Raw genomic sequence first — 26,079 nt, forward strand, 5'->3', positions numbered from 1 at the left:
GCAAATTTTTGCTTTAATTTAATTTAGAATAAAGGATGAATTAGGTTTTTAAACTTTTTTCAAACCCAACTTCTCTGCTCTTTTTAGCATAAATTCATAAGCCGGCTGATATTCATTCGGGATTTCACCTTCTAAAATAGCTTCTTTAATAGCTTCTTTCAAAACGCCAATTTCACGTCCCGGTTTTAGATTAAAAGTTGCCATAATTTCTTCTCCTGAAATCGGCGGTTGAAATTGCCTCACGTGGTCGCGTTCTTCCACTTCCACAATTTTTTGGCGCACAATTTTAAAATTATTATGGTATTTTTTGAACTTATTTGGATTTTTAGTCGTGATATCAGCCTCACACAAAATCATCAAATCTTCGATGTCTTCGCCAGCGTCAAAAACCAATCGCCTAACCGCAGAGTCAGTCACCATATCTTGAGACAAGACAATCGGGCGCGAGCTCATCATTACCATTTTTGAAACATATTTCATCTTGTGGTTCAATGGCATGTGTAATCTTTCAAAAAGTTTTTTGACCATTTTTCCGCCCACAAATTCGTGTCCGTGGAAAGACCACCCGTTCTTTTTGTGGTGGCGTTTTGTCGGCGCTTTACCGATATCGTGAAGCAATGCCGACCAGCGAAGCCAGACGTCATCAGTGTTCGGAGCAATATTATCTACCACTTCCAGGGTATGGTAAAAATTATCTTTGTGTGTTTGCCCTTCCGATTCATCTACACCTTGCAAATCGGTCAACTCGGGAAGAATTAGATGCAGAAGTCCGGTTTTGTGCAACAATAAAAATCCGACAGAAGGTTTTTCTGTCATCAAAATTTTGTTCAATTCATCCACAATTCTTTCGCCTGAAATAATCTTGATCCGTTCTTTATTTCGTTCGATCGCCTGCAAAGATTCGGCTTCAATTTCAAAATTCAATTGTGAAGCAAAACGAATACCGCGCATCATTCGTAGCGGGTCATCCGAAAAAGTAATATCTGGATCTAACGGCGTTTTTAGGGTTTTTGATTCCAAAGCTTGCAATCCGTCAAAAGGATCAATCAAGTCTCCGAAGTTCTTTTCGTTTAATGAAAGTGCCAAAGCATTGATGGTGAAATCACGACGATTTTGGTCGTCTTCAAGCGTTCCGTTTTCTACAACTGGATTTCTGCTTTCCAACTGATACGACTCTTTTCGTGCCCCGACAAACTCAATTTCAGTATCTTCAAAACGCAACATGGCTGTTCCATACGTTTTGAAAACCTGCACTTTTGGTTTCTTCGGAAGCATTTCGGACACTTTTAAAGCCAGTTCAATGCCACTTCCAACGGCAACAATGTCGATATCTTTTTTGAAATCTCTTTTCAAAAGCAAATCTCGAACAAATCCGCCAATCACATAACTTTCGACGTTAAGCGATGCGGATGCTTCCGAGATTACTTGAAAAATTTTATTATTAAGTGCTTCTTTGTAGTTCATTATTTTAGTTTAAAGTTTAAAGTCTGGAGTTTAAACTGCAAACTAAAAACTGTATACTGAAAACTATTTTAATTTTTGTTCAAAGTATAAACTGCAAACTAAAAACTAAATACTGCCAACTCAATCTACTTTCTGATAATCTTTACTTGGTTATCATTGGATAATTTGATAATTGCAGATGGTTTCCCTGTCATTTTTTCGTTCGGCAAATTTACGACATAGTCGACACCTTTTATAATCTCTTGGCTAATTTCTTTAAAATTCGTTGGAGTTGGTGCTCCAGAAACATTTGCAGAAGTCGAAACGAGCGGTTTTTTCATTCGCTCTAATAATTTAAAAGCAAATGGCTCTTTGATGATCCTGATACCTAATGTTTTATCTGGAGCGATTAAATTTGGAGCCACATTTCGAGGATTGTCCAAAATCAAGGTTGTTGGTTTTTCTGATAAATCTAAAATTTGCCAAGCCACTTCAGGAATTTCCTTGAAAACATTGTACATCATCTTTTCGCCGTTCATCAAGGCAATCATCGATTTTGATTCTTCGCGTTTTTTTAAGGCATAAATTTTTGCAACCGCTTCAGGATTTGTGGCATCACAGCCGATTCCCCAAACTGTTTCGGTCGGGTAGAGTATGATTCCTCCGTTTTTTATTACCTCAAAGGCGTTGTGGATTTCTTCGTTCATAGCGGTTTATTGTATTTAATTATTTTTCCCGGAACACCGATGATAACGGCATTGTCTTCTACATCTTTAGTCACAACAGCACCAGCTCCGATAGTTACATTTTTGCCGATTTTTAATTTTGGTAAAACCGTAGCGTTAGCTCCAATTGTAGTAAATGCTCCTATTTTGCAATTCCCTAAAACTCTTGCTCCGGGTGAAACTTCCACAAATTCTTCAAGAATACAATCGTGGTGAATGCTTGCAAAAGAATTGATCAAACAACCATTTCCGATAGAAGTGGAAGCCGAAATAAAGGTGAAAGGCATTATGTTTAAAGCGTTTCCTAAAATGACACTTTTGCTGACAACCGCATTTTGAGCAATGGCAGAAACTGGATTTCCATTTATTTCTAAAAAAAGTTCATAGACTTTTTGGCGGTTGAAAACACCTCCAAGTGCTAAAATAAAATTAGGATCTTTTTGTAGAATAGTCTTTGCTTGGTCTAAATCTTTTAAAATTGGATGAGATAATAAGGTGTCGTCAAGATCTGTGCTCACATTGTCAAAAAAGTAAAATGATTGTTGATTTTCAATATTTACGATATCAAAAATCTCTTTTGCGTGACCTTTTGCTCCAATTATAATCATAGATTTTGATTTATAATTTTTGTGATCTTTTCTAAATCCTCCTTTTTTAAACCTACATATAGCGGAAGACACAGAATTCTTTTTGAAATGGATTCAGAAATTGGCATTTCAGTATTTTTTATGAAATTCACGGTATTTAAGGAAGGATAGAAATATCTTCTCGGAAAAATCTGTACTTCATTTAAAGCTTTTTGTACTTTCAATAAAAGTTCTTCCGTTTCCAAAACAATTGGATAATAACTGTAATTCCACTTTGTGTTTTGTCGAATTTTTAAAGCTTTGATCGTTGAGAAATCTAAATTTTTGGCATAAAAATCAACTACTTTTTTACGTTCAGAAACAATAGTATCCATATATGGCAAAACGGCTAACCCTAAAGCAGACTGTAGCTCGGAGATTTTGGCATTGATTCCCAATCCGTGAAAATCAAGTGGTCCGTTGTGTCCAAAATTATGGCTGTAATATAATTTATGAAAAAGAGCTTCGTCTTTACAAAACATAGCGCCACCTTCTCCGGTGTGAAATAATTTTGTGGCATGAAAACTACACGTACTTACATCCCCGAAATTAAAAATCGATTCATTATTATATTCAACTCCAAAGGAATGCGCTGCATCATAAATCACTTTTAAATTGTGTTTTGCAGCAATAGCTTCAATAGCTTCAATGTGGCACGGATTTCCAAAAACGTGCGTTGCTAAAATAGCCGTAGTGTTTGGTGTTATCGCTGCTTCAATTTTTGTTTCATCAATCGTTAAATATTCGGGATGGATATCAACAAAAACTGGTGTGCATTTTTCCCAAACGATAGCAGAAGTTGTGGCAACATAAGAAAAAGGAGTGGTGATAATTTCTCCTTCTTTGCCCAAAAGTTTTAAGGCGATTTGAATTGGAATTGTTCCGTTATTGGTAATTATTATTTTTTCAATGCTTAATTTTTCTTTAAGCTTGCTTTCTAATTCTAGCGTCAATTCACCTCTGTTGGTGAGCCACAATTTATCCCAAGCTCTTTTGACCAAGTCATTGTATTCTTTTTGAGGAGGAAGGAATGTTTGTGTTACGTTTATCATTTTAAGATAATGTTGATTTTATTTAAAGTCAAAGTTATGTAAATAATACTGTTTTATATTATTTTTAAGCATATCAAAACTGTACATTTTATTAACGATTATATCTAATTGATCCTGATATTCTTTATAACTTTTAGCATTGTCATATCGATTGATATCCGCTGCGATTTTTTGGTTCAATTGGTCAAAAGAAGTATATAATGACGGTAAATTTTCAAAGTCTTTTGTAAAGAAAATTTCGTTATAAACTGCGAAAGAAATACCTCCAGAAAAAATAGTTTCTATTAAATATCCGTCAAGGCCTTCTCCAAATGTAATGACAAATTTTGCTCTTGAAGCATAATCTCTATAAGTGTCATAATTCATATCCTTAATTTCAACAAACTTGTAGTGAGGTAGTTTTGATTTTAAATTAGAGAGAATTTCTTCTTTTGTTAAAGTACTTGAATTTGGAACCCATTGAATTTTATCGGGAGAATAAATGATCAAATTCTCTTTTTCTTCAAAAGTTCTTTTTTTATAAGGAGTTGGGCTTAACCAAGCTGAAAAAAGGTGCAACGGAACCCCGTATTGATTTCGCTTTTCAATGGTTGCATATTTTTTGTGAGCCATTGTCATTGTTGTGTTTGGAAACACTTCTTTCACTTTGTTGATCTTCTCTATTTCAGGTATAAAAAGATCATTCTGATTTAAAAGATTTATTTTTACCTCTTTAATTTTTTCAGTCCATCTAAAAAAAGGTTTCATCTTTTTGTTTTCTTTATTGAAAGCCGAAATCATCACATCTGGAATGTGAATTTCAGCAAAATCAAGATGATTAAAATACTTTTCAATTTCTTTAAAAGTATAAATAATCATGTCATTAGAAAACTTTCGATATTTAAAATCGGTTTCGCTTTTTACGGGTAAAAAACTCGCTACAACATCGCATCCGTGAATTTCTTTCAAGTCTTTTATGACGTTTGAAATCGTACAAATAGACAAAATACCGCCGTTAATTCGATCTGTTCCGGCGGGAACAAAAAATAAAATTAGTTTTTTTGTTTCAGAATAATGTTCGTTAAAGTACTTTTTCTTGAAGGATTTGTGCTGTCCTTGAAAAATAAAACTTTTGATTTGATGCGCGAATTTTTGGCTATCCTTTTTAATAGACATAAATATGTTTTTTATGGGAATTAATTTATTTGATAGCTAAGACATTTTCAATCCAGCCTTTAATGGTATATTTTTTATAAATTTCTTCTGGAAGTTTTTCATAATCGCTTTCAAAAAATGAAACCGGAATAACAGGATTTTCTTCGTCAATCACCAATATGTTATTAGGATTATAAAAATCATAATTCACAATATCTGGATTGGTTGTAATCAATTTTTTTTCTAAACCAATGCTTTCAAAAATCCTGAAAGTCAATCCCAGTTGACCTTCACGGTTCACATCTAAAAGCGCTTTTGATTTTTCAATGTATTTTGAAATTTCGTTCAACGATATTTTTTTGGAGAAAAATTCAATATCATTTTCGGTTGAATTATGATTTTTATCTAAAACCATAATTTTGTATTTAATGCCTTTCGATTTTAATTCAGAAACAATTTTTGAAATTACCGGAAGCCTTTTGTCTTTTGAACTAATATTAAAAACCTGATAATCAAATGTTTGTTCTGAATTCCTGCTTTCTTTATAAATCCAGTTGGAAGCAAATTTTAAATTTAATTTTTTACAATCGTCTTTTTCAAAAGAAAAGCCTTGATCAAAAGAGGAAGCTACTTTATTAATTTTAGGACAACGTGTCGCGCTATCATTGAAAAAGCCAATAGATTTTGTTGTGTGATTTTTAAGTTCTTTTAGATATTTTTTATCAATAAAATCACCTTTTATGGTGAGAATAAAATCTTGCTTTTCGCCAATTTGCTTTAAGCGATTTATGATTTCCTTGCCATAATAAATGTTCTTGATATTCTTTTTAAAAAAAAATTTAAGAACAAAGTTATATATTTTATAAAGCGGATTTGGGTATTTGTACACAAAACTATTAAAGTCAATATGATTCACAGTATGTCCTTCTTGCTTCAAAACCGTTGCAATACCTTCATTCAATCCCCAATTGTCAAAACTCACAAGTGTTATTCTCATTTATACAATTTATAAAAACTATTTTATTTTATAAAGCCCAATTGCTTTTTTTAACTTTTTGCTAAATAAGACCATTTTTACATAAAGTCGGTTTTTTAAGCTTAAAAATAACCAGTTTTTATAAGGTATAATTTCTTTTTCAATAAGCTGATTCAGTTTTTCAGAAACTATAAAATCATTATTTATAGAAGACCATTTTACATTATCATATCCGTCAAATTCATTCACTTTATTTTTTTCGTGAATAATGGACATCCAAAGACGTTTGTCTGTAATTTGGGTAATTCTTGTTTCCTTTTTCCAAAGTGTATGATCATTAAACCACACTGTTTTTGGGTTTTCATTCTTTTCAATCAAACTAATAAACGGATTGAAAATATGTTCTTTTTTTCCTAAAATATATTGCGGTTTGACTTGTAAAGAATATCCTTTAATGACGTCAACAGCTTGGTATTCTTGTGAATTAAATTTGTTTTGAACTTCGGTTATAAAATTTTTATGGATGCAATCGTCATTATCAATTCGTGAAGTAATCAAATATTTTTTTTCCTCAGAATCTTTTCTAATATAATTTTGAATCTCAGGATAAAACGCAGGCATTCCATTGATAAAAAAGGCCTTAATGTTTTCTTTTCTAGCAATTAAATTTTCAATTTGTACTTTAAAACGATCCGGAGTCGAAGTGTCAAAAAATAGAAGCCAAGTAAAATTGGTGTTCGATTGTGCCACTACAGACGGGAAACAAAAGTTCTCAAAGAGCCACATTCTGTCTTCCATCCATTCATCCGTCAGCAATGTTTCGTTATTTTTAGTAACATCCCATTCAGGATTTTTGAGATTAAATCTTGTAATAAGATAGTGTTTAAACATTTAAGGAATTTCTAATTTATGGCTTCGCAAATTTTTGTGTAAATTTAATTTAATTATTTGAACTCTAAAATTCAAATCGTTACTTTTGTCAACAATATAAGAAATTACTAAATGCACGAAGTTTATCATCAGAATTTCCTGAAACAAAAAGATGCGATAAAAGATTGTATTGCAAACTTTGAGGCAAATGGTATCGAATTTGTAAACGGAAAACGTAATAAAATCAAACTTTTTGAGCTCGACGGAATTACCGCTAACATAAAATCTTTTAAGATTCCGAATATTATAAACAAAGTGGCTTACACTTTTTTTAGACATTCAAAGGCGCGCCGTTCTTATGAATTTGCAACACTTCTTATTGAAAAAGGAATTGGAACGCCACAACCAATTGCTTACTTTGAAAATTTTAAAGGCGTTTTGTATGACAGTTATTATGTCAGCGAACAATTGAATGCTGATTTAACTTTCAGAGAATTAACAACCGATTTAAACTATCCAGATCACAATAAAATTTTACGCCAATTCATTCAGTTTTCGTATAATTTACACGAAAACGGAATTGAATTTTTAGATCACACTCCTGGAAATACTTTGATAAAAAAACGTGCGGATGGCGAATATGATTTTTTCTTGGTTGATTTAAATAGAATGCAATTTCACAAGTCGATGACTTTGGAACAACGCATTAAAAACCTCTCGAAACTCACGCCAAATCGTGATTTGGTAGAAGTGATGAGTGATGAATACGCCAAACTTTATGGCAAATCTTATGAAGAAGTTTTAAAAATGATGATTACTGAAACCGAGGCTTTTAGGGATCGTTTTTATCGTAAGAAACGCATTAAAAAACAATTAAAGTTCTGGAAATAAAAATAATTTTCTTAAATTAGAATATGAAAGCATCTGTAATAATGAGTACCTATAATTCAGAAGAATGGCTAGAAAAAGTCATTTGGGGATTCAGTGTGCAAACCGACCTTGACTTCGAAATCATTATTGCTGACGATGGTTCAAAACCTAAAACGAAAGAACTTTTAGACAATTTAAGAGAACAGGTTTCAATGCCGTTAATTCACGTTTGGCAGGAAGACAATGGTTTTCAAAAATCTCAAATTTTGAATAAGGCTATTGTAGCATCCAATTCTGATTACCTGATTTTTACGGATGGAGATTGCATTCCTAGAAAAGATTTTGTAGAAACGCATTTGCATCATCGTGAAAAAGGTTTCTTTCTTTCTGGAGGTTATTTCATGCTTCCGATGAATATTTCGCAGGCAATTACCAAAGAAGATATTTTGTTCCAAAAATGTTTCCAAGTTGATTGGCTCGTAAGTCGTGGACTGAAAAAATCATTCAAAAATAACAAGCTTTCTGCAACCGGTTTTATGTCTAAATTGTTGAATTTGATTACACCAACTAAAGCCACTTGGAACGGTCACAACGCTTCTGGCTGGAAAGAAGATTTGGTTTTTATCAACGGTTTTAATCAAGAGATGCAATATGGTGGACAAGATAGAGAATTGGGCGAACGACTTTTTAACAAAGGTTTGAAGTCAAAACAAATTCGATACAGCGCCATAGTTGTGCATTTGGACCACGCAAGAGGTTATGTTAATGAAGCCACATGGAAGAAAAACTTTGCTGTCAGAGAAAATACCCGAAATAATAAAGTGGTAAAAACACCAATTGGTATCGATTCTAATTAATCTCCAAATACTTTTCTAAACTCGGAATGACCAAATCAGGTGTGAAATTTTCATACAATTCCATTGCTTTGTCTTTCATTTCTTTTGCCGATTTTTCGCCGTACAATTCGGGTTTAAAATCTTTTAAATGAACGGAAACATTGTCGGTTCCATCTTCAAAAGCATTCCAAGCCTCCTTTTTTATCCATGTAGAAAAAATAGTAAAAGTCGGTTTGTAAAGTGCTTTTGCCATATTCACAGCACCACCTTCGTTACCAATCAAAGCATCACAATGATACGTAATCGATAAAAATTCCCGAATGCTTCCGGGAATTATATCAATTTTTATGTTTTTTTGAGTTTCTGGCGAACACAAATGGAAGATTTCTTGCGCTTCTTTCAAATGCGACGGCATATAATTAAATAGAAGCGTGGCATCCGTTTTGGCAACAATAAAATCTAAAACTTTTGCCATAAAAGGAAAAGGATACGTTTTGTTTTTTCCGCTTCCCAAGACGCCAATCATATAAATCTTCTTCGAAAAATCAATTTTATGTTGTTCTAAAATCGCTTTTCCATTTGCAATTTCTTCTTCGGTTAAAAAGATTTTGGGCCTGTTGTCAAGTTGTTTTTTAGAAGAAAACGGAGTCAGCAAGAGCATTCTGTTTTCAATTGCCAAACCTGCTGAAGTCAGTGGTTTTGAGGTTTCGATGAACGTTTTTGAATATACAAAATTAGTATAGGATTTGTACCAGCCAATCTTTGTTTTGGCACCTGACATTCCCACAACCAAGTTGCTTTCTAACTTTCCATAAGCATCGATGACAATGTCATACTTTGCTTTTCTAATCGAAATCAAAAATTTCAACAGCGCTTTTTTGCTCTTTCGAAATTCGTCCTTAAAAAGAATCAAATGATCAATATTCGGATTGTTTTCCACCACGGGTTTCGTGAACGGATAAATCAAATAATCCACCTGCGCATCCGGATAAATCAGCTTTAAATTATTGCATAAAATGGAACTGGCCAAAACATCGCCAATCATTTTCTGCTGAATCACAAGTATTTTCATTTACGTCTAAAGTTTGAAAGTCAAGAGTGAAAAAGTCAAAGACCCGAAAGTCTAAGAAGTGCAACCATCTAAAAATCTAAAAGGTCTAAACTGCCACATCATATTCTCGCAGGGCATTGTTCAAAGAAGTTTTTAAATCAGTCGAAGGTTTTCTTTTTCCAATGATCAACGCACACGGAACTTGAAATTCTCCCGCAGCGAATTTTTTAGTATAGCTTCCTGGAATCACCACAGAGCGCGCCGGAACAATTCCCTTCATCTCCACAGGCACATCGCCAGTCACATCAATAATTTTTGTCGAAGCCGTCAAGCAAACATTCGCACCCAGAACCGCTTCCGTTTCCACGCGGACACCTTCCACCACAATACATCTGGAACCAATAAAGGCGCCATCTTCAATAATAACCGGAGCCGCCTGCAATGGTTCTAAAACACCGCCAATTCCAACACCGCCACTCAAGTGTACGTTTTTACCAATCTGCGCACAGCTTCCAACTGTCGCCCAGGTGTCAACCATCGTTCCTTCATCCACATACGCGCCAATGTTTACATAACTTGGCATCAAGATCACACCGCTTGAAATATAAGCACCATGGCGCGCCACCGCATTTGGAACCACACGAATTCCTTTTGCTGCAAAACCTCTTTTCAACGGAATTTTATCGTGATATTCAAAAATTCCGGCCTCTAAAGTTTCCATTTTCTGGATAGGAAAATACATAACAACCGCTTTTTTTACCCATTCGTTCACCTGCCAACCGTTTTCAACAGGCTCTGCAACACGCAGTTTTCCTGCATCAAGCAAGTCAACGACCTCACGAATCGCAGTTGTAGTTTTCTCTTCCTGTAGCAATGCTCGGTTTTCCCAAGCCTGCTCTATAATTGTTTGTAAAGTATTCATATATTTTAATTTTGCACAAAGATAATTTTTTTCAATTTAGGAACTAAAATTTTTAAAACCAAACGCACAAATCACACATTTTAAATCAAAAATTATACATTTTTTTCAGAAGCCAAAGTTTCGGCATTTTCAGTTGTCGCAATTCCCGCTTTCTGCAGTAGTTTTTCTCCGTACCGGAAGAAAAAGCTACTCCCGCCAATCGGGGCTATTAGAGACACTAGTCGCTTTTTTGTAAACATTCGGCCCCGTATTATCTTTAAAAAGTTTTTAAGTTGAATCAAAGAAACACAAAGTGAAACAAAAAAAGCCTTTGAATCTCTGGTAAAAAAATAATTGACTTGATAAGAAAAGATTTAAGAACGACCTTCACAACAAATCAGAAAAGAAGTCACTTTTTCGATGCTTTTAAGATTAGGAAAATTAAAAGTGTAAATTTGGAGAAATTTAATTTATGAAAGTAGTTTTCAAATTGATGATATTTTTTCTTTTGATTTCTTGCAATAAGAAAACAGAAGAGAATTTACCTGAATATGAAACTCAAGAAGAATTAAATAAACGAATTACAGAAGGAAAACCGTTTTTTGATTTTGATGAAGTCGTGCATTATCAAATCGAGATTTCTGAACATGATTATCGTGACTTGATAAAAAAAGATACGGTATCAAGACATACAAAAATGCTTACGGTTTTTTTAGAGAGGGAAAGTCCAACGACCAATGAAGATAAAATTGATTTTCAAGAAGCCATAAATTCAGAAGGAGCTGTGAAAAAAGTGATTGATTCAAAATATTATGAGGAATTAAGAACAAAAGTTTTTGCTGAAAGGAAATGTGATCAAATTACAGCAACGGCTTGTGTACCAATTTATCGAGATATTTTTGTTTTTAGTAACAACAAAGTAGAAACGGGAATAGCAAAAATTTGTTTTGGATGTGATCAAGTAAGTTTTTCTAAGGGAGATTTTATTTGTGATTGTTTTGGAATGAATGATGAATTAGGAAGACTCAAGAAAATAATTTTCAGAAAATAAAAAATTAAAAAAAATGCCAAGAGTTTTAGCTATAGATTACGGAAAAAAGCGCACAGGAATCGCGGTTACTGATGAAATGCAAATCATCGCTTCGGGATTGACGACCATTCCTTCAGAAACTGCAATTGCATTTTTAAAAGACTATTTTTCTAAAGAGAAAGTAGAAAAAGTACTTATCGGCGAACCAAAACAAATGGATTACACGCCATCCGAAAGCACAGAAGTCATCGAAGCTTTCGTTGAAAAATTCAAAAAATCTTTTCCATACCTCTCAATTGAAAGGGTTGACGAGCGTTTTACGTCAAAAATGGCATTGCAGACCATGATTGATAGCGGGTTAAAAAAGAAACAAAGACAAAACAAAGCCTTGATCGATGAAATTTCGGCAACGATTATGCTGCAAGATTATTTATCTAAAAAAAAATAGTGCCTTTTTTTTTAGATTTCATTAAAAGTGTGAAAAGTTATTTAAAATTGAGCAAGTTCCGTAATTATTTATTTCATTAAAAGTATCTTTGCGCTACAAAAATTTTGTGATGGCAACTACGACTTTACGATCTGAAACCGATGTGGTTTTAATTGGAGCTGGAATTATGAGCGCAACTTTAGGCTTACTCCTCAAAGAACTGAATCCAAAAATAAAAATTGAAATTTATGAACGGCTTGATGTCGCTGCTGCGGAAAGCTCTGATGCTTGGAACAATGCAGGAACGGGACACTCGGCTTTTTGCGAACTAAACTACACGCCTCAACTTGCAAATGGCGAAATTGAAACCAAAAAAGCAGTAAAAATTGCAGAATCTTTTGAGGTTTCAAAGCAGTTTTGGGCTTATTTGGTAGAAAAAAACTTAATCTCAAATCCCGAGAATTTTATAAAAAGCATTCCGCACATGAGTTTTGTGTGGGGCGAAGAAAATGTCGATTTCTTGAAAAAGAGATATGATGCCCTGCAACAATTTGGACTTTTCAAAGGAATGGAATATTCTGAAGATACTGAAAAAATTAAATCTTGGATGCCATTGGTGATGGAGGGCAGAAGAGAAAGCCAAGCATTTGCAGCGACTTCAATGAAAATTGGAACAGACGTGAATTTTGGCGAATTGACTCGGAATATTTTCGATTACTTAAAAACATTGCAGGGCGTGGAACTTCATTTTCACCACCATGTAAAGAGTTTGAAAAAGCAAGAAGACGGCCGCTGGAGAATTAAAATTAAAGATCTTGCCACTGGAGATGTTAAAAAAGTAAGGACAAATTTTGTTTTCATCGGAGCGGGCGGCGGTTCGCTTCCTTTATTAGAAAAAGCAGGAATTCCAGAAGGAAATGGTTTTGGCGGTTTCCCGGTAAGCGGGCAATGGCTGAAATGCATCAACGAAGATGTGATTGCAAAACACAATGCAAAAGTATACGGAAAAGCGTCTGTTGGGGCGCCACCCATGTCGGTGCCACACATTGATTCAAGATTGATTGATGGTAAAAAAGCCTTGTTATTTGGGCCTTATGCTGGATTTTCTACAAAGTTTTTGAAAAATGGTTCTTATTTAGATCTGCCACTTTCAATTAAGATGAACAATATGATACCGATGCTTTCTGCTGGTTTTCATAATTTGCCTTTGACCAAATATTTGATTGACCAAGTGCGCCAATCGCCTGAAGATAGAATACAAGCTTTAAGAGAATATCTTCCAGATGCAAAAATGGAAGACTGGGTTTTGGAACATGCCGGACAAAGAGTGCAAGTGATTAAAAAAGGAGAGCACGGCGGTGGGGTTCTTGAATTTGGAACTGAAGTAGTAACGGCTGGGGACGGTTCGTTAGCGGTTTTATTAGGAGCTTCTCCTGGAGCTTCAACAGCGGTTTCAATCATGTTAGACTTGGTTCAAAGATGTTTTTCTGAGCAAGAAAAAACAGCCGAATGGCAAGAGAAATTAAAGAAAATGATTCCGTCTTATGGCATTTCTTTAAATGAAAATCAAGCGCTTCTGGAAGAAGTTCGAAATCATTCTGCGGATGTTTTGAAATTGGTTAAGGTTTAAGGAACAACAAAGATTTACATAGAATTGGCTTCTGAAAATTTATAAATAACAACCCAAATTCTTTTTAGAGTTTGGGTTTTTTATTCAAAATATTTAAAAAGTTTAAAAGAAGCCTAAAAAAGTTGGAGTCCTAACCCTGATGGTTGCGACTATCCTTTTATACCGCTTTTTTGCTGGATAAAAGATAGTGCATCCAGCAGGAAAATGGTTTAAAAGAAGCGGAAGTTTGGTTCATAAAACTACTTGGTTTGGCTTAATTGTTTGGACGCTTTCACGATGCTTTCAGAAAGATTTGTGAGCCACACCAGCTGTTCGATCACGAGTTGGGCTTCCTGCATTTTGAGCTGAAATTCATCTTCGTCAGAAAGATGGGCTTCCTTCAATTCTTTGGCACGCATATTTTTTAATTCGGTAAAACGCATGGCCAAATCTTCATTATTTTCGGCAGTTGCCATTTGTTCTGAAACTTCAAGATTGGCAAAAGTAATGGCGTAATTTAAGTTTTTCACGACGGTCTGCACCACAACATTAAAGGCTTCTGACGCTTTTGAGGTCTTGTGCGTTTGCACGTAAGTGCCGAGCGAAGCCAGTGAAGACAGCAACGTGTGGTTCAAAACGGCCAATTTGTAAACTTGCTGTACTTGTTTTTGCTTTGATTTAGGCTCTTGCGTCATTCGCTGGAAAGATGCCATCAAATTGCCGATTTCGATGAACGCATTTTTTCGCGCCAAGCGATACGATGGCGTGGTTTCGCCTTTTGCGTTGTAATAAATTGAAATTTCGTTAAGGTAATCGCGGTTGGCTTCAATGGATTTTTTGATGTAAATGGGCTGCGTCATAAACTCCCACGAAGGCCAGAAAAAATAGTTTGCTAAAAAGGCCAAACCAGCTCCAACAAGAGTGTCAAGTATTCGATATTGAATCACATCGTTAATATTCGGCGTCATGATTCCGTACACAAAAACGACATAAATCGTAACAAAAGTGGCTCCGACTTTATAGTTTATAGAAGTAAATGTGAATCCTAAAATCATTGAAGTGATGGCCAAAGTAGCTTTAATTACAGGATCTGTGACAAATAATAGTAATGCAAAAGCGATGAGTCCGCCTGCGACGGTGCCGATGATTCGGTGAAAAGAACGCTCTTTTGTGAGTCCATAACCTGGTCGCATAATCACGACAATGGTCAACAAAATCCAATAGACTTTGTCAAACGCGAAGATGCTTCCGATAATAAAAGCTAGTATTATCGTAGCAGTCAAACGAAGCGAATGCCTGAAAATAGTGGACGAAAAGCTCAAGTTTTCTCTCAATGTACTCCAAGGATAATATTGGGATGTCATCAGCTTATCAAGGCTTCGGTCGCGCAATTTAAATTCATTGCTGTTAAAATTTGGCATAAAAGCACGCTCGATAATTTTTATTTTCTCAATTTGCTTTTCGGCATAATGAAGCATATTTGACAGCATCCAAACGCCTTCAGAAGCTTCAACTTTACCCAATTCTTCCTGATAATTGTTGATTGCATTTTCTAAACTTTCGAGGTCTTTTAACAGCGAATGTTTTGGAACATATTTTTGATGGTTTTCAATGCTTTTGAAAATAGCTTTTAATGAAGAAGCCAGATTATAGGCCAGATTTTGATACGTTTTTAAAAGTTTTGGATGTTTTTCAAACTTCTGTTGTAATTTAGTATGGTCAAAAGAAGTGGCAAGCGCGAGTTCTAAAATTTCTAAAAGTGAGATGAAAACCAAAGTCATTTTTCGAGTTTGGTCTGACGTTCCGCTTGTGTTTGTTCTGTTTTTAATTAAAACTTCGCGCAGGTTTTCGTGAATCGTGTTCAGTTCCACTTGCAGGATCAATTGTTTTTCAACGATTTTTTCCCTTTCGGAATTTACATTCCACAAATCTCCACGCAGTTTCATGTATTTTGCAGTCAGTTTTAAACAGCTTGCAATTTGCAATTCTACATATCGGTGGGGCCTTATGTAAGCGAAAATCAGGGAAATTAATAAGTAAAATAAACCTCCAACCAACATTAATCCAGAATATTGGAGCATCATTGAAAAATCTTCTTGAATATGGCCAAAAGACAGGCAGATGGAAAGCAAGGCGGAGAAAGAAACCTGCGTGGCTCGCTGTCCATAGACTGAAATCATGGAGAAAAAGAAAATCAGCAAGGAAACCACTGGATAAAACACCAAAGGAAAAAGATGCAAAAGATTTACAATTAAATTGCAACCCGCCACAAGTAAGGAAGCGACTAAAAGTCCGTTGATTTTATGTTTTAAATTACTTGGGATATCGCTCGGGTAGGCTAAAAAAGCTCCAATTGCAATATTAAATCCGATTAAGAAATTACCTTGAAATGAAAAAAAAAGTGCAGGAATTACCGCTGCTAAAGTCACTTTCAGTGCATTAGAAAAATTGGTGGAGTCGGTAAAATTGCGTACTTTCTGAATCATTATGGAACGGTTAATAACAAAGATAGCAATTGCCAAACATTTATGGATTTAAAAAAATAAAGAATTAACGCTTTCAATGTTATAAAAGGTTATTATAATTTATGTTTTTTCACTATTTTTGCGATCCGCGTTTAATGAATAGATTGTTAAACCCGTATAATTCAATACAAAAGAAATGATTTTACCAATTATAGGATACGGCGATCCGGTTTTAAGAAAAGTAGGCGAGGACATTCCACAGGATTTCCCAAACTTAAAAGAAATCTTAGCCAATATGTTTGATACAATGTATAATGCTTACGGTGTTGGATTGGCGGCGCCACAAGTGGGTTTGAGCTTGCGCATTTTTATTGTTGATACTTCTCCTTTTGGAGAAGACGAAGACTTGGAAAAAGAAGAGCAGGAATTATTGAAAAACTTCAAAAGAACTTTTATTAATCCAAAAATGCTGAAAGAAGAAGGTGAAGAATGGGGATTTAATGAAGGATGTTTAAGTATTCCAGAAGTTCGCGAAGACGTTTATAGAAACGAAAAAATCACGATTGAATATTTAGACGAGAATTTTGATAAAAAAACCGAAGTATTTGACGGTCTGATTGCTAGGGTAATACAGCACGAATACGATCACATTGAAGGAATTTTGTTTACCGATAAAATATCTTCATTAAAAAAACAGTTAATAAAGAAAAAACTTCAAAATATTATGGAAGGTAAAACCAGACCAGATTATAAAATGAAGTTTGTATCTCCAAAAAAAGGGAGATAATCAAAAAATAAATAAATTAATTTCAAATTATAAATAGCTTTAAAATGAATTTAGAAAAAATATTAGCCATTTCAGGCAAGCCAGGTTTATACGCATTGAAACTACAAACTCGTACAGGTTTTGTTGCTGAATCGATGATTGACGGTAAAAAAATTACTGTGGGTTTAAGAAGCAACGTGAGCTTGCTTTCTGAAATTTCAATTTACACTATTGAAAAAGAAAAACCGTTAGCGGAAGTAATGAGAGCGATTGCGACAAAAGAAGATAACGGACCAGCGCCTTCTCATAAAGAAGACAACGCCACTTTGGTAACTTATTTTAAAGAAATTCTTCCTAATTATGATGAGGATAGAGTATATGTTTCTGACATCAAAAAGGTACTAAATTGGTACAATATGCTTCAAGCAAGAGGTTTGGTTTCAAAAGAAGCGCCAGTTGCAAAAGCAAAAGAAGAAGTTGTTGCAGAAGAGATTACTGCAGAAGAAGCAAAATAATTCTTTTAATGATATAAAAAAGCCTCGTTTTTTAGTAAGCGAGGCTTTTTTTTTGACTTATTGTTCATAATCATAATTGACCATCCAGTGAATGCCAAATTTATCGGTAAACATCCCGAAGTAAGCGCCCCAAAACGTTTTGTCTAAAGGCATTGTTACATTTCCGCCAGCGGAAAGTCCGTTAAAAAGTTTTGTCGCCTCTTCTTCGCTGTCGGTGTTTATTGAGACTGCAAAATTGCTTCCGGCTTGAACTTTAAAACCAAAAGATTCGTGCATATCGCTTCCCATCAAAATAGTTTCTGAACTAATCGGCAACGAAACGTGCATAATCATATTCGCAACATCATCCGCAAGCGGTTGCTCAGAAGGCATGTCTTTAAATTTTCCGATGTGAGCAAATTCGCCACCAAAAACCGTTTTATAAAAATTGAACGCTTCTTCGCAAGTACCGTTAAAGATAAGATAAGGATTAACTTGTGCCATATTTGTTTTGTTTTTTGTTTGCGATAAATCTACTGAACTTTTTTCATTTTGAAAGTTTCCGACTTTTCTTTTCCGTCTTTTATACCAAAAATGTTAGCGACTAAACTATCATTTCCCACTTTGTTATAGACAATTTTATTAGGATAGTCATGTGACGGATTTTCCCAAACCATTTCTTTCTCTGAAGAACTTGTCAATTTAAAAGGAACCGGTTTTTCGTCATTTTGTTTTGCAACTCTAGCTTCATAAATAAAATCAGTGCCGCGTTGCATCAATGCCACTTTTTCTCCAAAAACGGTATCTTTTTCAATTACAAAATAACTTTCTCCCTGAAAAGTAGAATCATTTGCTTTGGTCCAAAATTCAGAAAAATTTCCTTCAGCAGAATTATTTTCCCAGCGTCCAATAAGCCAATTTGCATTTTCAACAGCGTCATACTTTTTAGCTGTGATTTCCATCGGTGGCAATTTTGAATCGTGTGCTTCCTTGCAAGACATTACAGAAATTAAAATACAAGTAGTCAGATAAGTAAGCGTTTTTTTCATAAATAAAAGTTAAGTAATTCGAACTACGAATTTAGCATTTTCCAATTCAAAAAAGGCGCATTTAAAATCAAAAACTTTTTCGTAAATTTGCACTCCAAACAACGAAAGAAAAAGATGTTAGATAGATTGCAGATAGTAAAACAGCGTTTCGACGAGATTTCAGACTTGATCATCCAGCCAGATGTGATTGCTGATCAGAAACGTTATGTTCAGTTGAATAAAGAATACAAAGACTTGAAAGCGTTGGCTGAAAAGCGTGACGAATATGTGACTATAATGGGGAATATCGAGGAAGCAAATGAAATTATTGCTGACGGAAGCGACCCAGAAATGACCGAAATGGCCAAAATGCAGTTGGAAGAAGCCAAAGACAGATTGCCAGAATTGGAAGAAGAAATCAAGTTTATGTTGATTCCAAAAGATGCGGAAGACGCTAAAAACGTAATGGTCGAAGTTCGTGCCGGAACCGGTGGCGACGAAGCCAGTATTTTTGCAGGAGATTTGTTCAGAATGTACACCAAATATTGCGAAAGCAAAGGCTGGAAAACGTCAGTTGTCGATATGAACGAAGGAACTTCAGGCGGTTTCAAAGAGGTTATTTTTGAAGTTACAGGCGAAGACGTTTACGGAACTTTGAAGTTTGAAGCTGGCGTTCACCGCGTACAGCGTGTTCCTCAAACCGAGACTCAAGGTCGCGTTCACACGTCTGCGGCCACGGTTATGGTTTTGCCAGAAGCGGAAGAGTTTGACGTTCAGATCGATATGAACGACGTTCGTGTTGATTTTTTCTGTTCTTCAGGTCCTGGAGGTCAGTCGGTTAACACCACAAAATCAGCCGTTCGTTTGACGCACATCCCAACAGGTTTGGTGGCGCAATGTCAAGACCAGAAATCACAGCACAAAAATAAAGACAAAGCTTTTGGCGTTTTGCGTTCTCGTTTGTATGAGCAAGAATTGGCGAAAAAACAAGCGGAAGACGCTACAAAACGTACGTCTCAAGTAAGTTCTGGTGACCGTTCTGCAAAAATCCGTACCTATAACTATTCTCAAGGTCGTGTAACCGATCACAGAATCGGGATGGATATTTTTGATATGGATGGCGTGATGAACGGAAAAATCCAGAAATTAATCGACGAATTGCAATTGGTTAATAATATGGAGAAATTAAAAGAAGCAAGCGAAGTTTTCTAATTTAGAAAACAGAAAAAGATACAAGAAGAAAGATGCCAGACAATTAGTTTGGCATTTTTTTTTATCAGAAGCGAATCGCCGTTTCATTTTCAGGAAAGGCAATTCCCGCTTTCCGTTACAATCTTTTTCATTTTTAACCTGAAATAAATTCAGGTTCCAGAAAAAATGGAAAAGGATTTCCCCTGCAATCGGGGCTATTTGAGAAACTTTCCGCATTTCTGGAAACAATAGAAGCATTGAGTAAAAATAAAATAGTTCGCAAAGTTGCCAAGTTCACAATTTAGACATACCGATTTGCGTCTTAGCGACTTTGCGGGCAAAAAAAACAATTTCTTAAAACCTTATTTTTTTCCGAACTTTGCAATTCAACTAACTACAATATAAACCTTTTGCCAAACGATGACTTCACAACAGCTCACACAAGAAATTAAAAACAAAAAATCCTTCCTTTGCATCGGATTGGATGTCGATTTAAATAAAATTCCGCAACATCTTCTTGTCACAGAAGATCCTATTTTTGAATTCAATAAAGCAATAATTGACGCCACGCACGATTTGGCCGTTGCTTACAAACCCAACACCGCTTTCTACGAAGCTTACGGTATAAAAGGCTGGATTTCATTAGAAAAAACAATCAACTATTTAAACCAGAAACATCCAGAAATTTTTACAATCGCAGATGCAAAACGGGGCGATATCGGCAATACTTCTTCCATGTATGCCAAAGCGTTTTTAGAAGATTTAGCGTTTGATTCCGTGACTGTCGCTCCTTATATGGGGAAAGATTCTGTCGAGCCATTTTTAGCTGTAAAAGACAAATTCACGATACTTTTAGCATTGACTTCCAACGAAGGTGCTTTTGATTTCCAGACCAAATCGGTTGAGGGAAAAGAATTGTACAAACAAGTGATTGAAACTTCAAGAACTTGGAAAAATGCTGAAAACCTGATGTATGTTGTTGGCGCTACAAAAGCAGAATATTTTACTGAAATCAGGAAAATTATTCCCGATAGTTTTTTATTAGTTCCTGGAGTTGGAGCGCAAGGGGGAAGTCTTTCTGAAGTTTGCAAATATGGAATTTCAGAAAACATTGGTTTGCTAATCAATTCTTCAAGAGGAATTATTTATGCTTCAGCAGAAAATGATTTTGCAGAAAAAGCAAGAGAAGAAGCAATGAAAATCCAAAAAGAAATGGCTTCAATTTTAAACTAAAACAAACACAGATTTCACTAAAATTTTTATTGGTATACTCTGAAATTCGTGAATTTGTTGCAAAAAATATCCGAGAAATAAGCTATGAAAACTTTCCAAGACCAAATAGGTACCACGTTAACTTTTGAAAATACGCCAAAAAGAATCATTTCTTTGGTTCCATCGCAAACCGAATTGCTTTATGAATTAGGTCTGGAAGAAAACATCATCGGAATCACGAAATTCTGCGTACATCCGTATCACTTAAAGCAGACGAAGAAAATAATTGGAGGCACAAAAAAAGTACATTACGAAAAGATAAAACTGCTTCAACCGGATATTATCATCGCGAATAAAGAAGAAAATACCTTAGAAATTGTAGAAGAACTTCGAAAAATTGCGCCGGTTTGGGTGACGAATGTGATTACGATTGAAGACAATTTCCAGATGATTTCTGATTTCGGAAAATTGTTCAATTGCAGAACAGAAGCTCTAAAAATTTCAGATAAGATTAAAAATGCGCAACAAGATTTTCTTGAATTTATGAAGGACAAGCCTTCTCGAAAAGTGGCTTATTTCATCTGGAAAGATCCATTTATGGTGGCTGGATCTGATAATTATATCAATGAAATTTTAAAGCTGAACAACTTCCAAAATATTTATGACAATCCTGAAAAATTTTCTGGGCGTTATCCTGAAATAATTATTCAAAAAATAAGAATACAAGGCGATCCAGAAATTGTATTTTTATCTTCAGAACCGTTTCCGTTTAAAGACGAACATGCTTTTGAAATCGGGAGATTTACGCATCACGCCAAAACAATTTTTGTCGATGGCGAAATGTTTTCTTGGTATGGAAGTCGATTATTGAAGGCTTTCGACTATTTTAAAACCATTCACAATCGCATAAAAAGCTTCGATAATTAGAAGTTTAAAATTCAATTTATACCAAATAAAAAAGCCAGTACTTCAAAAAAGCGCTGGCATTTTTTTTCTAACTAACCCTAACCAAATGAGAAAACCATTAATCTCTTTGCAAAGGTCAGAATTTTTTTTGAATTGATATGTTAAGGCAATGTTATTTCTATCTATTTGATAATTAAAAATTTAACTATCTACTGAATTACTTCTTGTCTTGCATGGCAAAGACTCTTTTTAACAAATCAGAGGTTCTTGCGGCCATATTTGTTCTGATATCTTTTTCCTCTACGGCAATCATTTTAAAAACGCCTTCCATCGCTTTGTCAGTTACATAATCAGTCAAATCTGGATTGACATCAGTAGTTAACGGGACCGCATTATATTTAGTGATGATGTTGGCCCAAACTTTGTCTGCACCCACCTTTCCTAAAGAATTTTTTACAACAGGGCTAAATTTAGAATATAAAGCCGTTTTGGTTGAATTTTGCAGATAAGTTGTGGCTGCATTTTCGGTACCAAGCAAAATATTTTTAGCATCTGTAAAAGTCATATTCTTTACAGCGGCAATAAATATTGGAGTTGCTTCTTTTACTGCATCTTCTGCCGCGCGATTTAACACTTTTAGACCTTCGTCAGCCAAACTCGACAAGCCGATATTTCTCAAGGTTTTATCTACTTTCTGCAATTCTGCCGGAAGCAAAATTTTAACCGCTTGGTTTTTAAAAAATCCGTCACTTGCGGTTAACTTGGTCACTTCTTTGGTGATGCCGTTATTCAATGCTTCTTTTAATCCGTTGGCAATATCTGGATTTCCTAATGTGGTTCCGATATTAGGATATTGACTCGCTACCTGCTGCAATTCGGCACATCCAAAAAGCGAAAAAACGGTGAATAATATTAAAACTTTTTTCATAAGACGATTTTTTTATTTTCAAATATACTATAATAATGTGTTTTTAAATTTAGAGCTCAGTAGTTTTTTAACAAACTTGAAACTCAAGTACCCTGATAGATAATTCTTTAGCCACAATTTTTAAGAGATAGAAATGTTAAAAAAGAAAAATATTTTTCAAATTGTGGAAAACAGTAAGATATACTGTTTATGTGTATCTATTTTTAAACCATAAAAAAATTCATAAAAAAATTATATAATAATGTCTTAAAGAAAACAATAACAAGTAAAATATTGTTAAACTAAATTTTATGTTAAATTTGACATCTCAAAAGGAAATTTGTTTTTGATAAATTAAAATTAAAATCAAAAAAATAAATAAAAACCATATAAAGCTGTATGAAACAAAATTACATTATTGTCTTGTTATTGTGTGTTTTCAATTTTGCATTGGGTTCAGATGTATCGCCGAATTTTGCTATATCGGCAACAATTTCGGGAGGAACTACTGTTTGCCAAAATTCATCAAGTGTCGTTACTTTTAATGGTAGTGGAGGAACAGCGCCTTACACTTTTATATATAAAATAAACGGAGGTACAGATTTAAGTGTTAGTTCAACGGGTACAAATTCGGCAGTGACTGTACCTGTAAATTCATCTGTAGCAGGAGTTTTTAATTATACTTTGATTAGTGTTTCAGATAGTTCAGAGCCGATTGTTACAAACAATGAAGTATTGGGAAGTGTGAATTTTACGATACTTGCACAAGCAAATGCCAACATAAACTCGTCTGCTGAATCAGGAATGTTTGGTGGTTTTCAAGTGTTTAAAATATGTAACAGTCAGCCATCACAATTTGAATTTTATAATGCTTCAACAACCAATTCTACCAATCTTAATTATACGATTAGTTGGGGTGACGGTAGTCCGAATTTTACAGGAACAACTTGGAATACTTTAAGCCACACCTATCAAGTCGGGATTTGGGATTTGGTTTATACCATAACTTCTCAAAATGGCTGTAATGTTACAAAAACATATAAAATATTTGTTGGGAATAATCCAGCTGTTGGTTTAGAAAATCCCGGAAATACGGATATTTGCATAAGTGCTCCCCTAACTTTTCCGATAACGGGAACGGATAACAATCCAGCAGGAACCATTTATATTGTGTCTTTTAATGATGGTTCACCTAATGTTACATTCAATCATCCGCCACCGGCATCAGTTACGCATACTTTTTTAACTACTTCGTGTGGAACTTCAAGTTTATCGGGTGCTACAACTTATCAAAATTCATTTTTTGCGAGTATTCAAGCCTCTAATCCTTGTGATCAATCCTCTGCATCTGTTGTTCCAATTCGAGTATCAACTCCTCCAATTTCAAATTTTACAACTCCGCCAAATTCTGTTTGTTTAGCAACGCAAGTATGCTTGACAAGTACAATTTCGGGCGGTCAAACAGCGACTTCATCAGGTTGTTCATCTGCAAAAATGGTTTGGACTATTTCTCCAAGTACTGGGTTTACACTTGCAACTGGTTCTTTAGGGGATGATTTTGGAAGTACGAATTTTAATGCGTGGACTTCAGGTAGTGAAACTATTTGCCCAATATTTTCTGTCGGAGGAACATATATAATTACTTTAAAAACAAAAAATAAATGTGGAGATTTTGTTGACATAAAAACAAAAACCATCTGCGTACAACCACAAATTGCTCCTAATTTTACTTTAAGTACGGTTTCGGGTTGTAGTCCTTTAGCGGTAACAGCAACAAATACAACTAATTTAGAAAATTCATGTAACACGCAAAGTTACAATTGGATTGTAACTTATGCTTCTGCAAACTGCGGTACAACTTCTTATACTTATACAAATGGAACTTCTGCAACTTCTGCATCGCCGTCTTTTAATTTTACAGGAGCCGGAACATACACAATTTCACTTAAAACCACCAGTTCTTGTGGAACTTCAACTTCAGTAGTTCAAACAGTTATTGTTAAAAAACCACCAACAGTTTCTATTGCAACAATTACAAATGCTTGTGGAACCACTATTATTACACCATCAGCATCAGTTGCTAATTGTACACCAACACCTGGTTTAGTAACTTATGCTTGGAGTTTTCCAGGAGGAAATCCCTCAACGGCAAACACTTTAAGTCCGGGAGTGATAAGTTATGCAAATCCAGGAGACTATACCGTTTCATTAATTGTAATCAATGAATGTGGGAATTCAAATACAGCCACGCAAACATTTACTATAAATCCTACGCCAACCATTACAAATACAGATTTAACTCAATCGATTTGTTCAGGAACAGCAACTGTGCCAGTTACATTTGGCGCAAATCTGGCTGGAACTACATTTTCTTGGACTGCAACGGCAACTCTTGGAATTTCTGGTTTCACAGCTTCAGGAAATACAGCGACACTTCCTGCACAAACTCTTTCTACGACCAATGCCAATCCTGGAACGGTGACTTATGTTGTCACTCCTAAAAATGGAAATTGTATAGGTTTGCCTGTAAATTATATAGTAAATGTCATTCCTGCTCCGATAATTTCTTCACAACCCTCATCAAGTACCGTGTGTTTAAATGGTGTTGCAACACCGCTAACGGTAGTTGTAAATGCAAGTTCAGGTGCACCGACATTTCAATGGTATAGCAATAACTCCAACTCAACAACAGGGGGGACACTAATTCCAGATGCGACTTCGGCGACTTTCGTTCCGCCAACAGGTGTTACCGGAACGGTTTATTATTATTGTATTATTTCTTTATCTTCTACAGGTTGTTCAAACTTGACATCGAATATTGCTTCGGTTAAAGTTGTACCTCTTCCAAGTATTTCTGCACAACCTTTGCCTTCACAAAATTTGTGTGCGGGTGTTGCGATTGCAAATCCATTAACGGTAAGTTATTCAAACGGAAATGGATCGGTAAACTATCAATGGTATTCAAACACGACAAATGCAACTACCGGAGGAACTTTAATTGCAGGAGCAACTAATCAATCGTATTCTCCCGGAGTTTTTTCGATAGCTGGAAATTACTATTACTACGTAACTATCAATTTTTCAGGAAATAACTGCGGAATTGTTACCAGCGAAACTGCTGTGATTAATGTATTCACTGATCCGACTTTGTCAACACAGCCCATCGCAGATCAGACTTTATGTCAGGGTGCTTCTCCAGAAATTTTAGAAATTGTTGCAACAGGTGGTATCGGAACATTTACATATCAATGGTATTTTAATATGGCAAATACTACTTCGGGAACAGTAATTGCAGGCGCTACGAATGCCACATATACTCCTCCGACAAATACGGTAGGAACTAGATATTACTATTGTATTGTGTCACAAAATACGTTGGGTTGTTCCGTAACGAGCAGTATTTCAAAAGTAGTTATAAACCAATCGCCTTCTGTGGGAATTCAGCCTGTTCCAAGCACCGTTTGTGTGGGAGGAACTCCATCAGTATTAACCTTTAACACTGTAAATGGTACAGGAACTCCAACGTATCAATGGTATTCCAATACAGAAAATAATACTAC

At 35.1% G+C, this 26,079-nt stretch carries 25 protein-coding genes; 11 read left to right on the plus strand and 14 right to left on the minus strand.

Going from position 1 to position 26,079, the window contains the following annotated elements; genetic code table 11:
• Positions 1–48: 48 nt before the first annotated feature.
• The 7 genes from EG849_RS07160 to EG849_RS07190 form a co-directional block, all read right to left on the minus strand.
• On the minus strand, positions 49–1,464 hold the full coding sequence (locus tag EG849_RS07160) for a CCA tRNA nucleotidyltransferase (protein WP_125012390.1): 1,416 nt from the start codon (positions 1,462–1,464) through the stop codon (positions 49–51).
• A gap of 125 nt (positions 1,465–1,589) precedes the next feature.
• Complete coding sequence (locus EG849_RS07165) at positions 1,590–2,150, minus strand: L-threonylcarbamoyladenylate synthase (protein ID WP_125012391.1); 561 nt, start codon at positions 2,148–2,150, stop codon at positions 1,590–1,592.
• Complete coding sequence (locus tag EG849_RS07170) at positions 2,147–2,776, minus strand: acetyltransferase (RefSeq protein WP_125012392.1); 630 nt, start codon at positions 2,774–2,776, stop codon at positions 2,147–2,149. Before EG849_RS07170 ends, EG849_RS07165 begins: the two co-directional genes overlap by 4 nt.
• Entirely contained in the window at positions 2,773–3,846 is a 1,074-nt protein-coding gene (locus EG849_RS07175) for a DegT/DnrJ/EryC1/StrS family aminotransferase (RefSeq protein WP_125012393.1), read from the minus strand. The genes EG849_RS07170 and EG849_RS07175 overlap by 4 nt, the downstream gene beginning before the upstream one ends.
• Before the next feature lie 18 nt (positions 3,847–3,864).
• The gene (locus tag EG849_RS07180) at positions 3,865–5,001 is read right to left on the minus strand and encodes a hypothetical protein (protein ID WP_125012394.1); all 1,137 of its coding nucleotides are present in this window, start codon (positions 4,999–5,001) and stop codon (positions 3,865–3,867) included.
• A gap of 25 nt (positions 5,002–5,026) precedes the next feature.
• Positions 5,027–5,977: a hypothetical protein gene (locus EG849_RS07185; protein WP_125012395.1), complete on the minus strand. Its 951-nt coding sequence runs from the start codon at positions 5,975–5,977 to the stop codon at positions 5,027–5,029.
• A gap of 18 nt (positions 5,978–5,995) precedes the next feature.
• Positions 5,996–6,847, minus strand: a complete 852-nt coding sequence (locus tag EG849_RS07190) for a glycosyltransferase (RefSeq protein WP_125012396.1) — start codon at positions 6,845–6,847, stop codon at positions 5,996–5,998.
• A gap of 111 nt (positions 6,848–6,958) precedes the next feature.
• On the opposite strand from EG849_RS07190, the gene EG849_RS07195 reads away from it, so the two are divergent.
• A complete protein-coding gene (locus EG849_RS07195; RefSeq protein ID WP_125012397.1) occupies positions 6,959–7,717 on the plus strand; it encodes a lipopolysaccharide kinase InaA family protein in 759 nt (252 codons plus the stop codon).
• A gap of 23 nt (positions 7,718–7,740) precedes the next feature.
• Entirely contained in the window at positions 7,741–8,553 is an 813-nt protein-coding gene (locus EG849_RS07200; RefSeq protein WP_125012398.1) for a glycosyltransferase family 2 protein, read from the plus strand.
• On the opposite strand, the gene EG849_RS07205 is transcribed toward EG849_RS07200, so the two are convergent.
• From EG849_RS07205 to EG849_RS15955, 3 genes are all read right to left on the minus strand, one after another.
• Positions 8,546–9,604, minus strand: a complete 1,059-nt coding sequence (locus EG849_RS07205) for a glycosyltransferase family 9 protein (protein WP_125012399.1) — start codon at positions 9,602–9,604, stop codon at positions 8,546–8,548. The genes EG849_RS07200 and EG849_RS07205 overlap by 8 nt on opposite strands.
• An 85-nt stretch (positions 9,605–9,689) precedes the next feature.
• Positions 9,690–10,505 carry a 2,3,4,5-tetrahydropyridine-2,6-dicarboxylate N-succinyltransferase gene (locus tag EG849_RS07210; RefSeq protein WP_125012400.1) on the minus strand — a complete coding sequence of 272 codons (816 nt, stop codon included), beginning with the start codon at positions 10,503–10,505 and terminating at the stop codon, positions 9,690–9,692.
• 92 nt (positions 10,506–10,597) lie between these two features.
• Positions 10,598–10,723, minus strand: a complete 126-nt coding sequence (locus EG849_RS15955) for a hypothetical protein (protein ID WP_262679659.1) — start codon at positions 10,721–10,723, stop codon at positions 10,598–10,600.
• Between the two features lie 254 nt (positions 10,724–10,977).
• On the opposite strand from EG849_RS15955, the gene EG849_RS07215 reads away from it, so the two are divergent.
• The 3 genes from EG849_RS07215 (at position 10,978) to EG849_RS07225 (ending at position 13,571) form a co-directional block, all read left to right on the plus strand.
• Positions 10,978–11,535, plus strand: coding sequence for a hypothetical protein (locus EG849_RS07215; RefSeq protein ID WP_148096056.1), 558 nt, complete (start codon positions 10,978–10,980; stop codon positions 11,533–11,535).
• A gap of 13 nt (positions 11,536–11,548) precedes the next feature.
• Positions 11,549–11,962 carry a Holliday junction resolvase RuvX gene (gene ruvX, locus EG849_RS07220; RefSeq protein ID WP_125012402.1) on the plus strand — a complete coding sequence of 138 codons (414 nt, stop codon included), beginning with the start codon at positions 11,549–11,551 and terminating at the stop codon, positions 11,960–11,962.
• Between the two features lie 109 nt (positions 11,963–12,071).
• Complete coding sequence (locus tag EG849_RS07225) at positions 12,072–13,571, plus strand: malate:quinone oxidoreductase (protein WP_125012403.1); 1,500 nt, start codon at positions 12,072–12,074, stop codon at positions 13,569–13,571.
• Between the two features lie 239 nt (positions 13,572–13,810).
• Here EG849_RS07225 and EG849_RS07230 read toward each other — a convergent pair whose 3' ends face one another.
• Positions 13,811–16,036 carry an FUSC family protein gene (locus tag EG849_RS07230; protein ID WP_125012404.1) on the minus strand — a complete coding sequence of 742 codons (2,226 nt, stop codon included), beginning with the start codon at positions 16,034–16,036 and terminating at the stop codon, positions 13,811–13,813.
• Positions 16,037–16,211: 175 nt separating this feature from the next.
• On the opposite strand from EG849_RS07230, the gene def reads away from it, so the two are divergent.
• Both def and EG849_RS07240 read left to right on the plus strand, forming a co-directional pair.
• Positions 16,212–16,802: a peptide deformylase gene (gene def / locus EG849_RS07235; protein WP_125012405.1), complete on the plus strand. Its 591-nt coding sequence runs from the start codon at positions 16,212–16,214 to the stop codon at positions 16,800–16,802.
• A gap of 44 nt (positions 16,803–16,846) precedes the next feature.
• The gene (locus EG849_RS07240) at positions 16,847–17,296 is read left to right on the plus strand and encodes a DUF5606 family protein (RefSeq protein WP_125012406.1); all 450 of its coding nucleotides are present in this window, start codon (positions 16,847–16,849) and stop codon (positions 17,294–17,296) included.
• A gap of 57 nt (positions 17,297–17,353) precedes the next feature.
• On the opposite strand, the gene EG849_RS07245 is transcribed toward EG849_RS07240, so the two are convergent.
• Both EG849_RS07245 and EG849_RS07250 read right to left on the minus strand, forming a co-directional pair.
• A complete protein-coding gene (locus tag EG849_RS07245) occupies positions 17,354–17,779 on the minus strand; it encodes a VOC family protein (RefSeq protein WP_125012407.1) in 426 nt (141 codons plus the stop codon).
• Positions 17,780–17,808: 29 nt separating this feature from the next.
• Positions 17,809–18,324, minus strand: a complete 516-nt coding sequence (locus EG849_RS07250) for a DUF6265 family protein (RefSeq protein WP_125012408.1) — start codon at positions 18,322–18,324, stop codon at positions 17,809–17,811.
• A 114-nt stretch (positions 18,325–18,438) separates the two neighbouring features.
• Here EG849_RS07250 and prfA point away from each other — a divergent pair, with 114 nt between their 5' ends.
• From prfA to EG849_RS07265, 3 genes are all read left to right on the plus strand, one after another.
• A complete protein-coding gene (gene prfA / locus EG849_RS07255; RefSeq protein ID WP_125012409.1) occupies positions 18,439–19,515 on the plus strand; it encodes a peptide chain release factor 1 in 1,077 nt (358 codons plus the stop codon).
• 399 nt (positions 19,516–19,914) lie between these two features.
• Entirely contained in the window at positions 19,915–20,727 is an 813-nt protein-coding gene (pyrF, locus tag EG849_RS07260; RefSeq protein WP_125012410.1) for an orotidine-5'-phosphate decarboxylase, read from the plus strand.
• A gap of 84 nt (positions 20,728–20,811) precedes the next feature.
• Positions 20,812–21,633: an ABC transporter substrate-binding protein gene (locus EG849_RS07265; RefSeq protein ID WP_125012411.1), complete on the plus strand. Its 822-nt coding sequence runs from the start codon at positions 20,812–20,814 to the stop codon at positions 21,631–21,633.
• Between the two features lie 196 nt (positions 21,634–21,829).
• Here the strand turns inward: EG849_RS07265 and EG849_RS07270 are convergent, their stop codons facing one another.
• On the minus strand, positions 21,830–22,540 hold the full coding sequence (locus EG849_RS07270; protein ID WP_125012412.1) for a DUF4197 domain-containing protein: 711 nt from the start codon (positions 22,538–22,540) through the stop codon (positions 21,830–21,832).
• 378 nt (positions 22,541–22,918) lie between these two features.
• On the opposite strand from EG849_RS07270, the gene EG849_RS07275 reads away from it, so the two are divergent.
• A partial coding sequence (locus EG849_RS07275; protein WP_199732261.1) for a PKD domain-containing protein occupies positions 22,919–26,079 on the plus strand: 3,161 nt, incomplete at its 3' end.

This window comes from Flavobacterium macacae, assembly GCF_003865365.1.
Taxonomy (GTDB): domain Bacteria; phylum Bacteroidota; class Bacteroidia; order Flavobacteriales; family Flavobacteriaceae; genus Flavobacterium; species Flavobacterium macacae.

Coding starts and splice junctions, on each gene's coding strand:
- EG849_RS07160 (WP_125012390.1), bottom strand. CDS start 1,464: ATGAACTACAAAGAAGCACTTAATAATAAAATTTTTCAAGTAATCTCG.
- EG849_RS07165 (WP_125012391.1), bottom strand. CDS start 2,150: ATGAACGAAGAAATCCACAACGCCTTTGAGGTAATAAAAAACGGAGGA.
- EG849_RS07170 (WP_125012392.1), bottom strand. CDS start 2,776: ATGATTATAATTGGAGCAAAAGGTCACGCAAAAGAGATTTTTGATATC.
- EG849_RS07175 (WP_125012393.1), bottom strand. CDS start 3,846: ATGATAAACGTAACACAAACATTCCTTCCTCCTCAAAAAGAATACAAT.
- EG849_RS07180 (WP_125012394.1), bottom strand. CDS start 5,001: ATGTCTATTAAAAAGGATAGCCAAAAATTCGCGCATCAAATCAAAAGT.
- EG849_RS07185 (WP_125012395.1), bottom strand. CDS start 5,977: ATGAGAATAACACTTGTGAGTTTTGACAATTGGGGATTGAATGAAGGT.
- EG849_RS07190 (WP_125012396.1), bottom strand. CDS start 6,847: ATGTTTAAACACTATCTTATTACAAGATTTAATCTCAAAAATCCTGAA.
- EG849_RS07195 (WP_125012397.1), top strand. CDS start 6,959: ATGCACGAAGTTTATCATCAGAATTTCCTGAAACAAAAAGATGCGATA.
- EG849_RS07200 (WP_125012398.1), top strand. CDS start 7,741: ATGAAAGCATCTGTAATAATGAGTACCTATAATTCAGAAGAATGGCTA.
- EG849_RS07205 (WP_125012399.1), bottom strand. CDS start 9,604: ATGAAAATACTTGTGATTCAGCAGAAAATGATTGGCGATGTTTTGGCC.
- EG849_RS07210 (WP_125012400.1), bottom strand. CDS start 10,505: ATGAATACTTTACAAACAATTATAGAGCAGGCTTGGGAAAACCGAGCA.
- EG849_RS07215 (WP_148096056.1), top strand. CDS start 10,978: ATGATATTTTTTCTTTTGATTTCTTGCAATAAGAAAACAGAAGAGAAT.
- ruvX (WP_125012402.1), top strand. CDS start 11,549: ATGCCAAGAGTTTTAGCTATAGATTACGGAAAAAAGCGCACAGGAATC.
- EG849_RS07225 (WP_125012403.1), top strand. CDS start 12,072: ATGGCAACTACGACTTTACGATCTGAAACCGATGTGGTTTTAATTGGA.
- EG849_RS07230 (WP_125012404.1), bottom strand. CDS start 16,036: ATGATTCAGAAAGTACGCAATTTTACCGACTCCACCAATTTTTCTAAT.
- def (WP_125012405.1), top strand. CDS start 16,212: ATGATTTTACCAATTATAGGATACGGCGATCCGGTTTTAAGAAAAGTA.
- EG849_RS07240 (WP_125012406.1), top strand. CDS start 16,847: ATGAATTTAGAAAAAATATTAGCCATTTCAGGCAAGCCAGGTTTATAC.
- EG849_RS07245 (WP_125012407.1), bottom strand. CDS start 17,779: ATGGCACAAGTTAATCCTTATCTTATCTTTAACGGTACTTGCGAAGAA.
- EG849_RS07250 (WP_125012408.1), bottom strand. CDS start 18,324: ATGAAAAAAACGCTTACTTATCTGACTACTTGTATTTTAATTTCTGTA.
- prfA (WP_125012409.1), top strand. CDS start 18,439: ATGTTAGATAGATTGCAGATAGTAAAACAGCGTTTCGACGAGATTTCA.
- pyrF (WP_125012410.1), top strand. CDS start 19,915: ATGACTTCACAACAGCTCACACAAGAAATTAAAAACAAAAAATCCTTC.
- EG849_RS07265 (WP_125012411.1), top strand. CDS start 20,812: ATGAAAACTTTCCAAGACCAAATAGGTACCACGTTAACTTTTGAAAAT.
- EG849_RS07270 (WP_125012412.1), bottom strand. CDS start 22,540: ATGAAAAAAGTTTTAATATTATTCACCGTTTTTTCGCTTTTTGGATGT.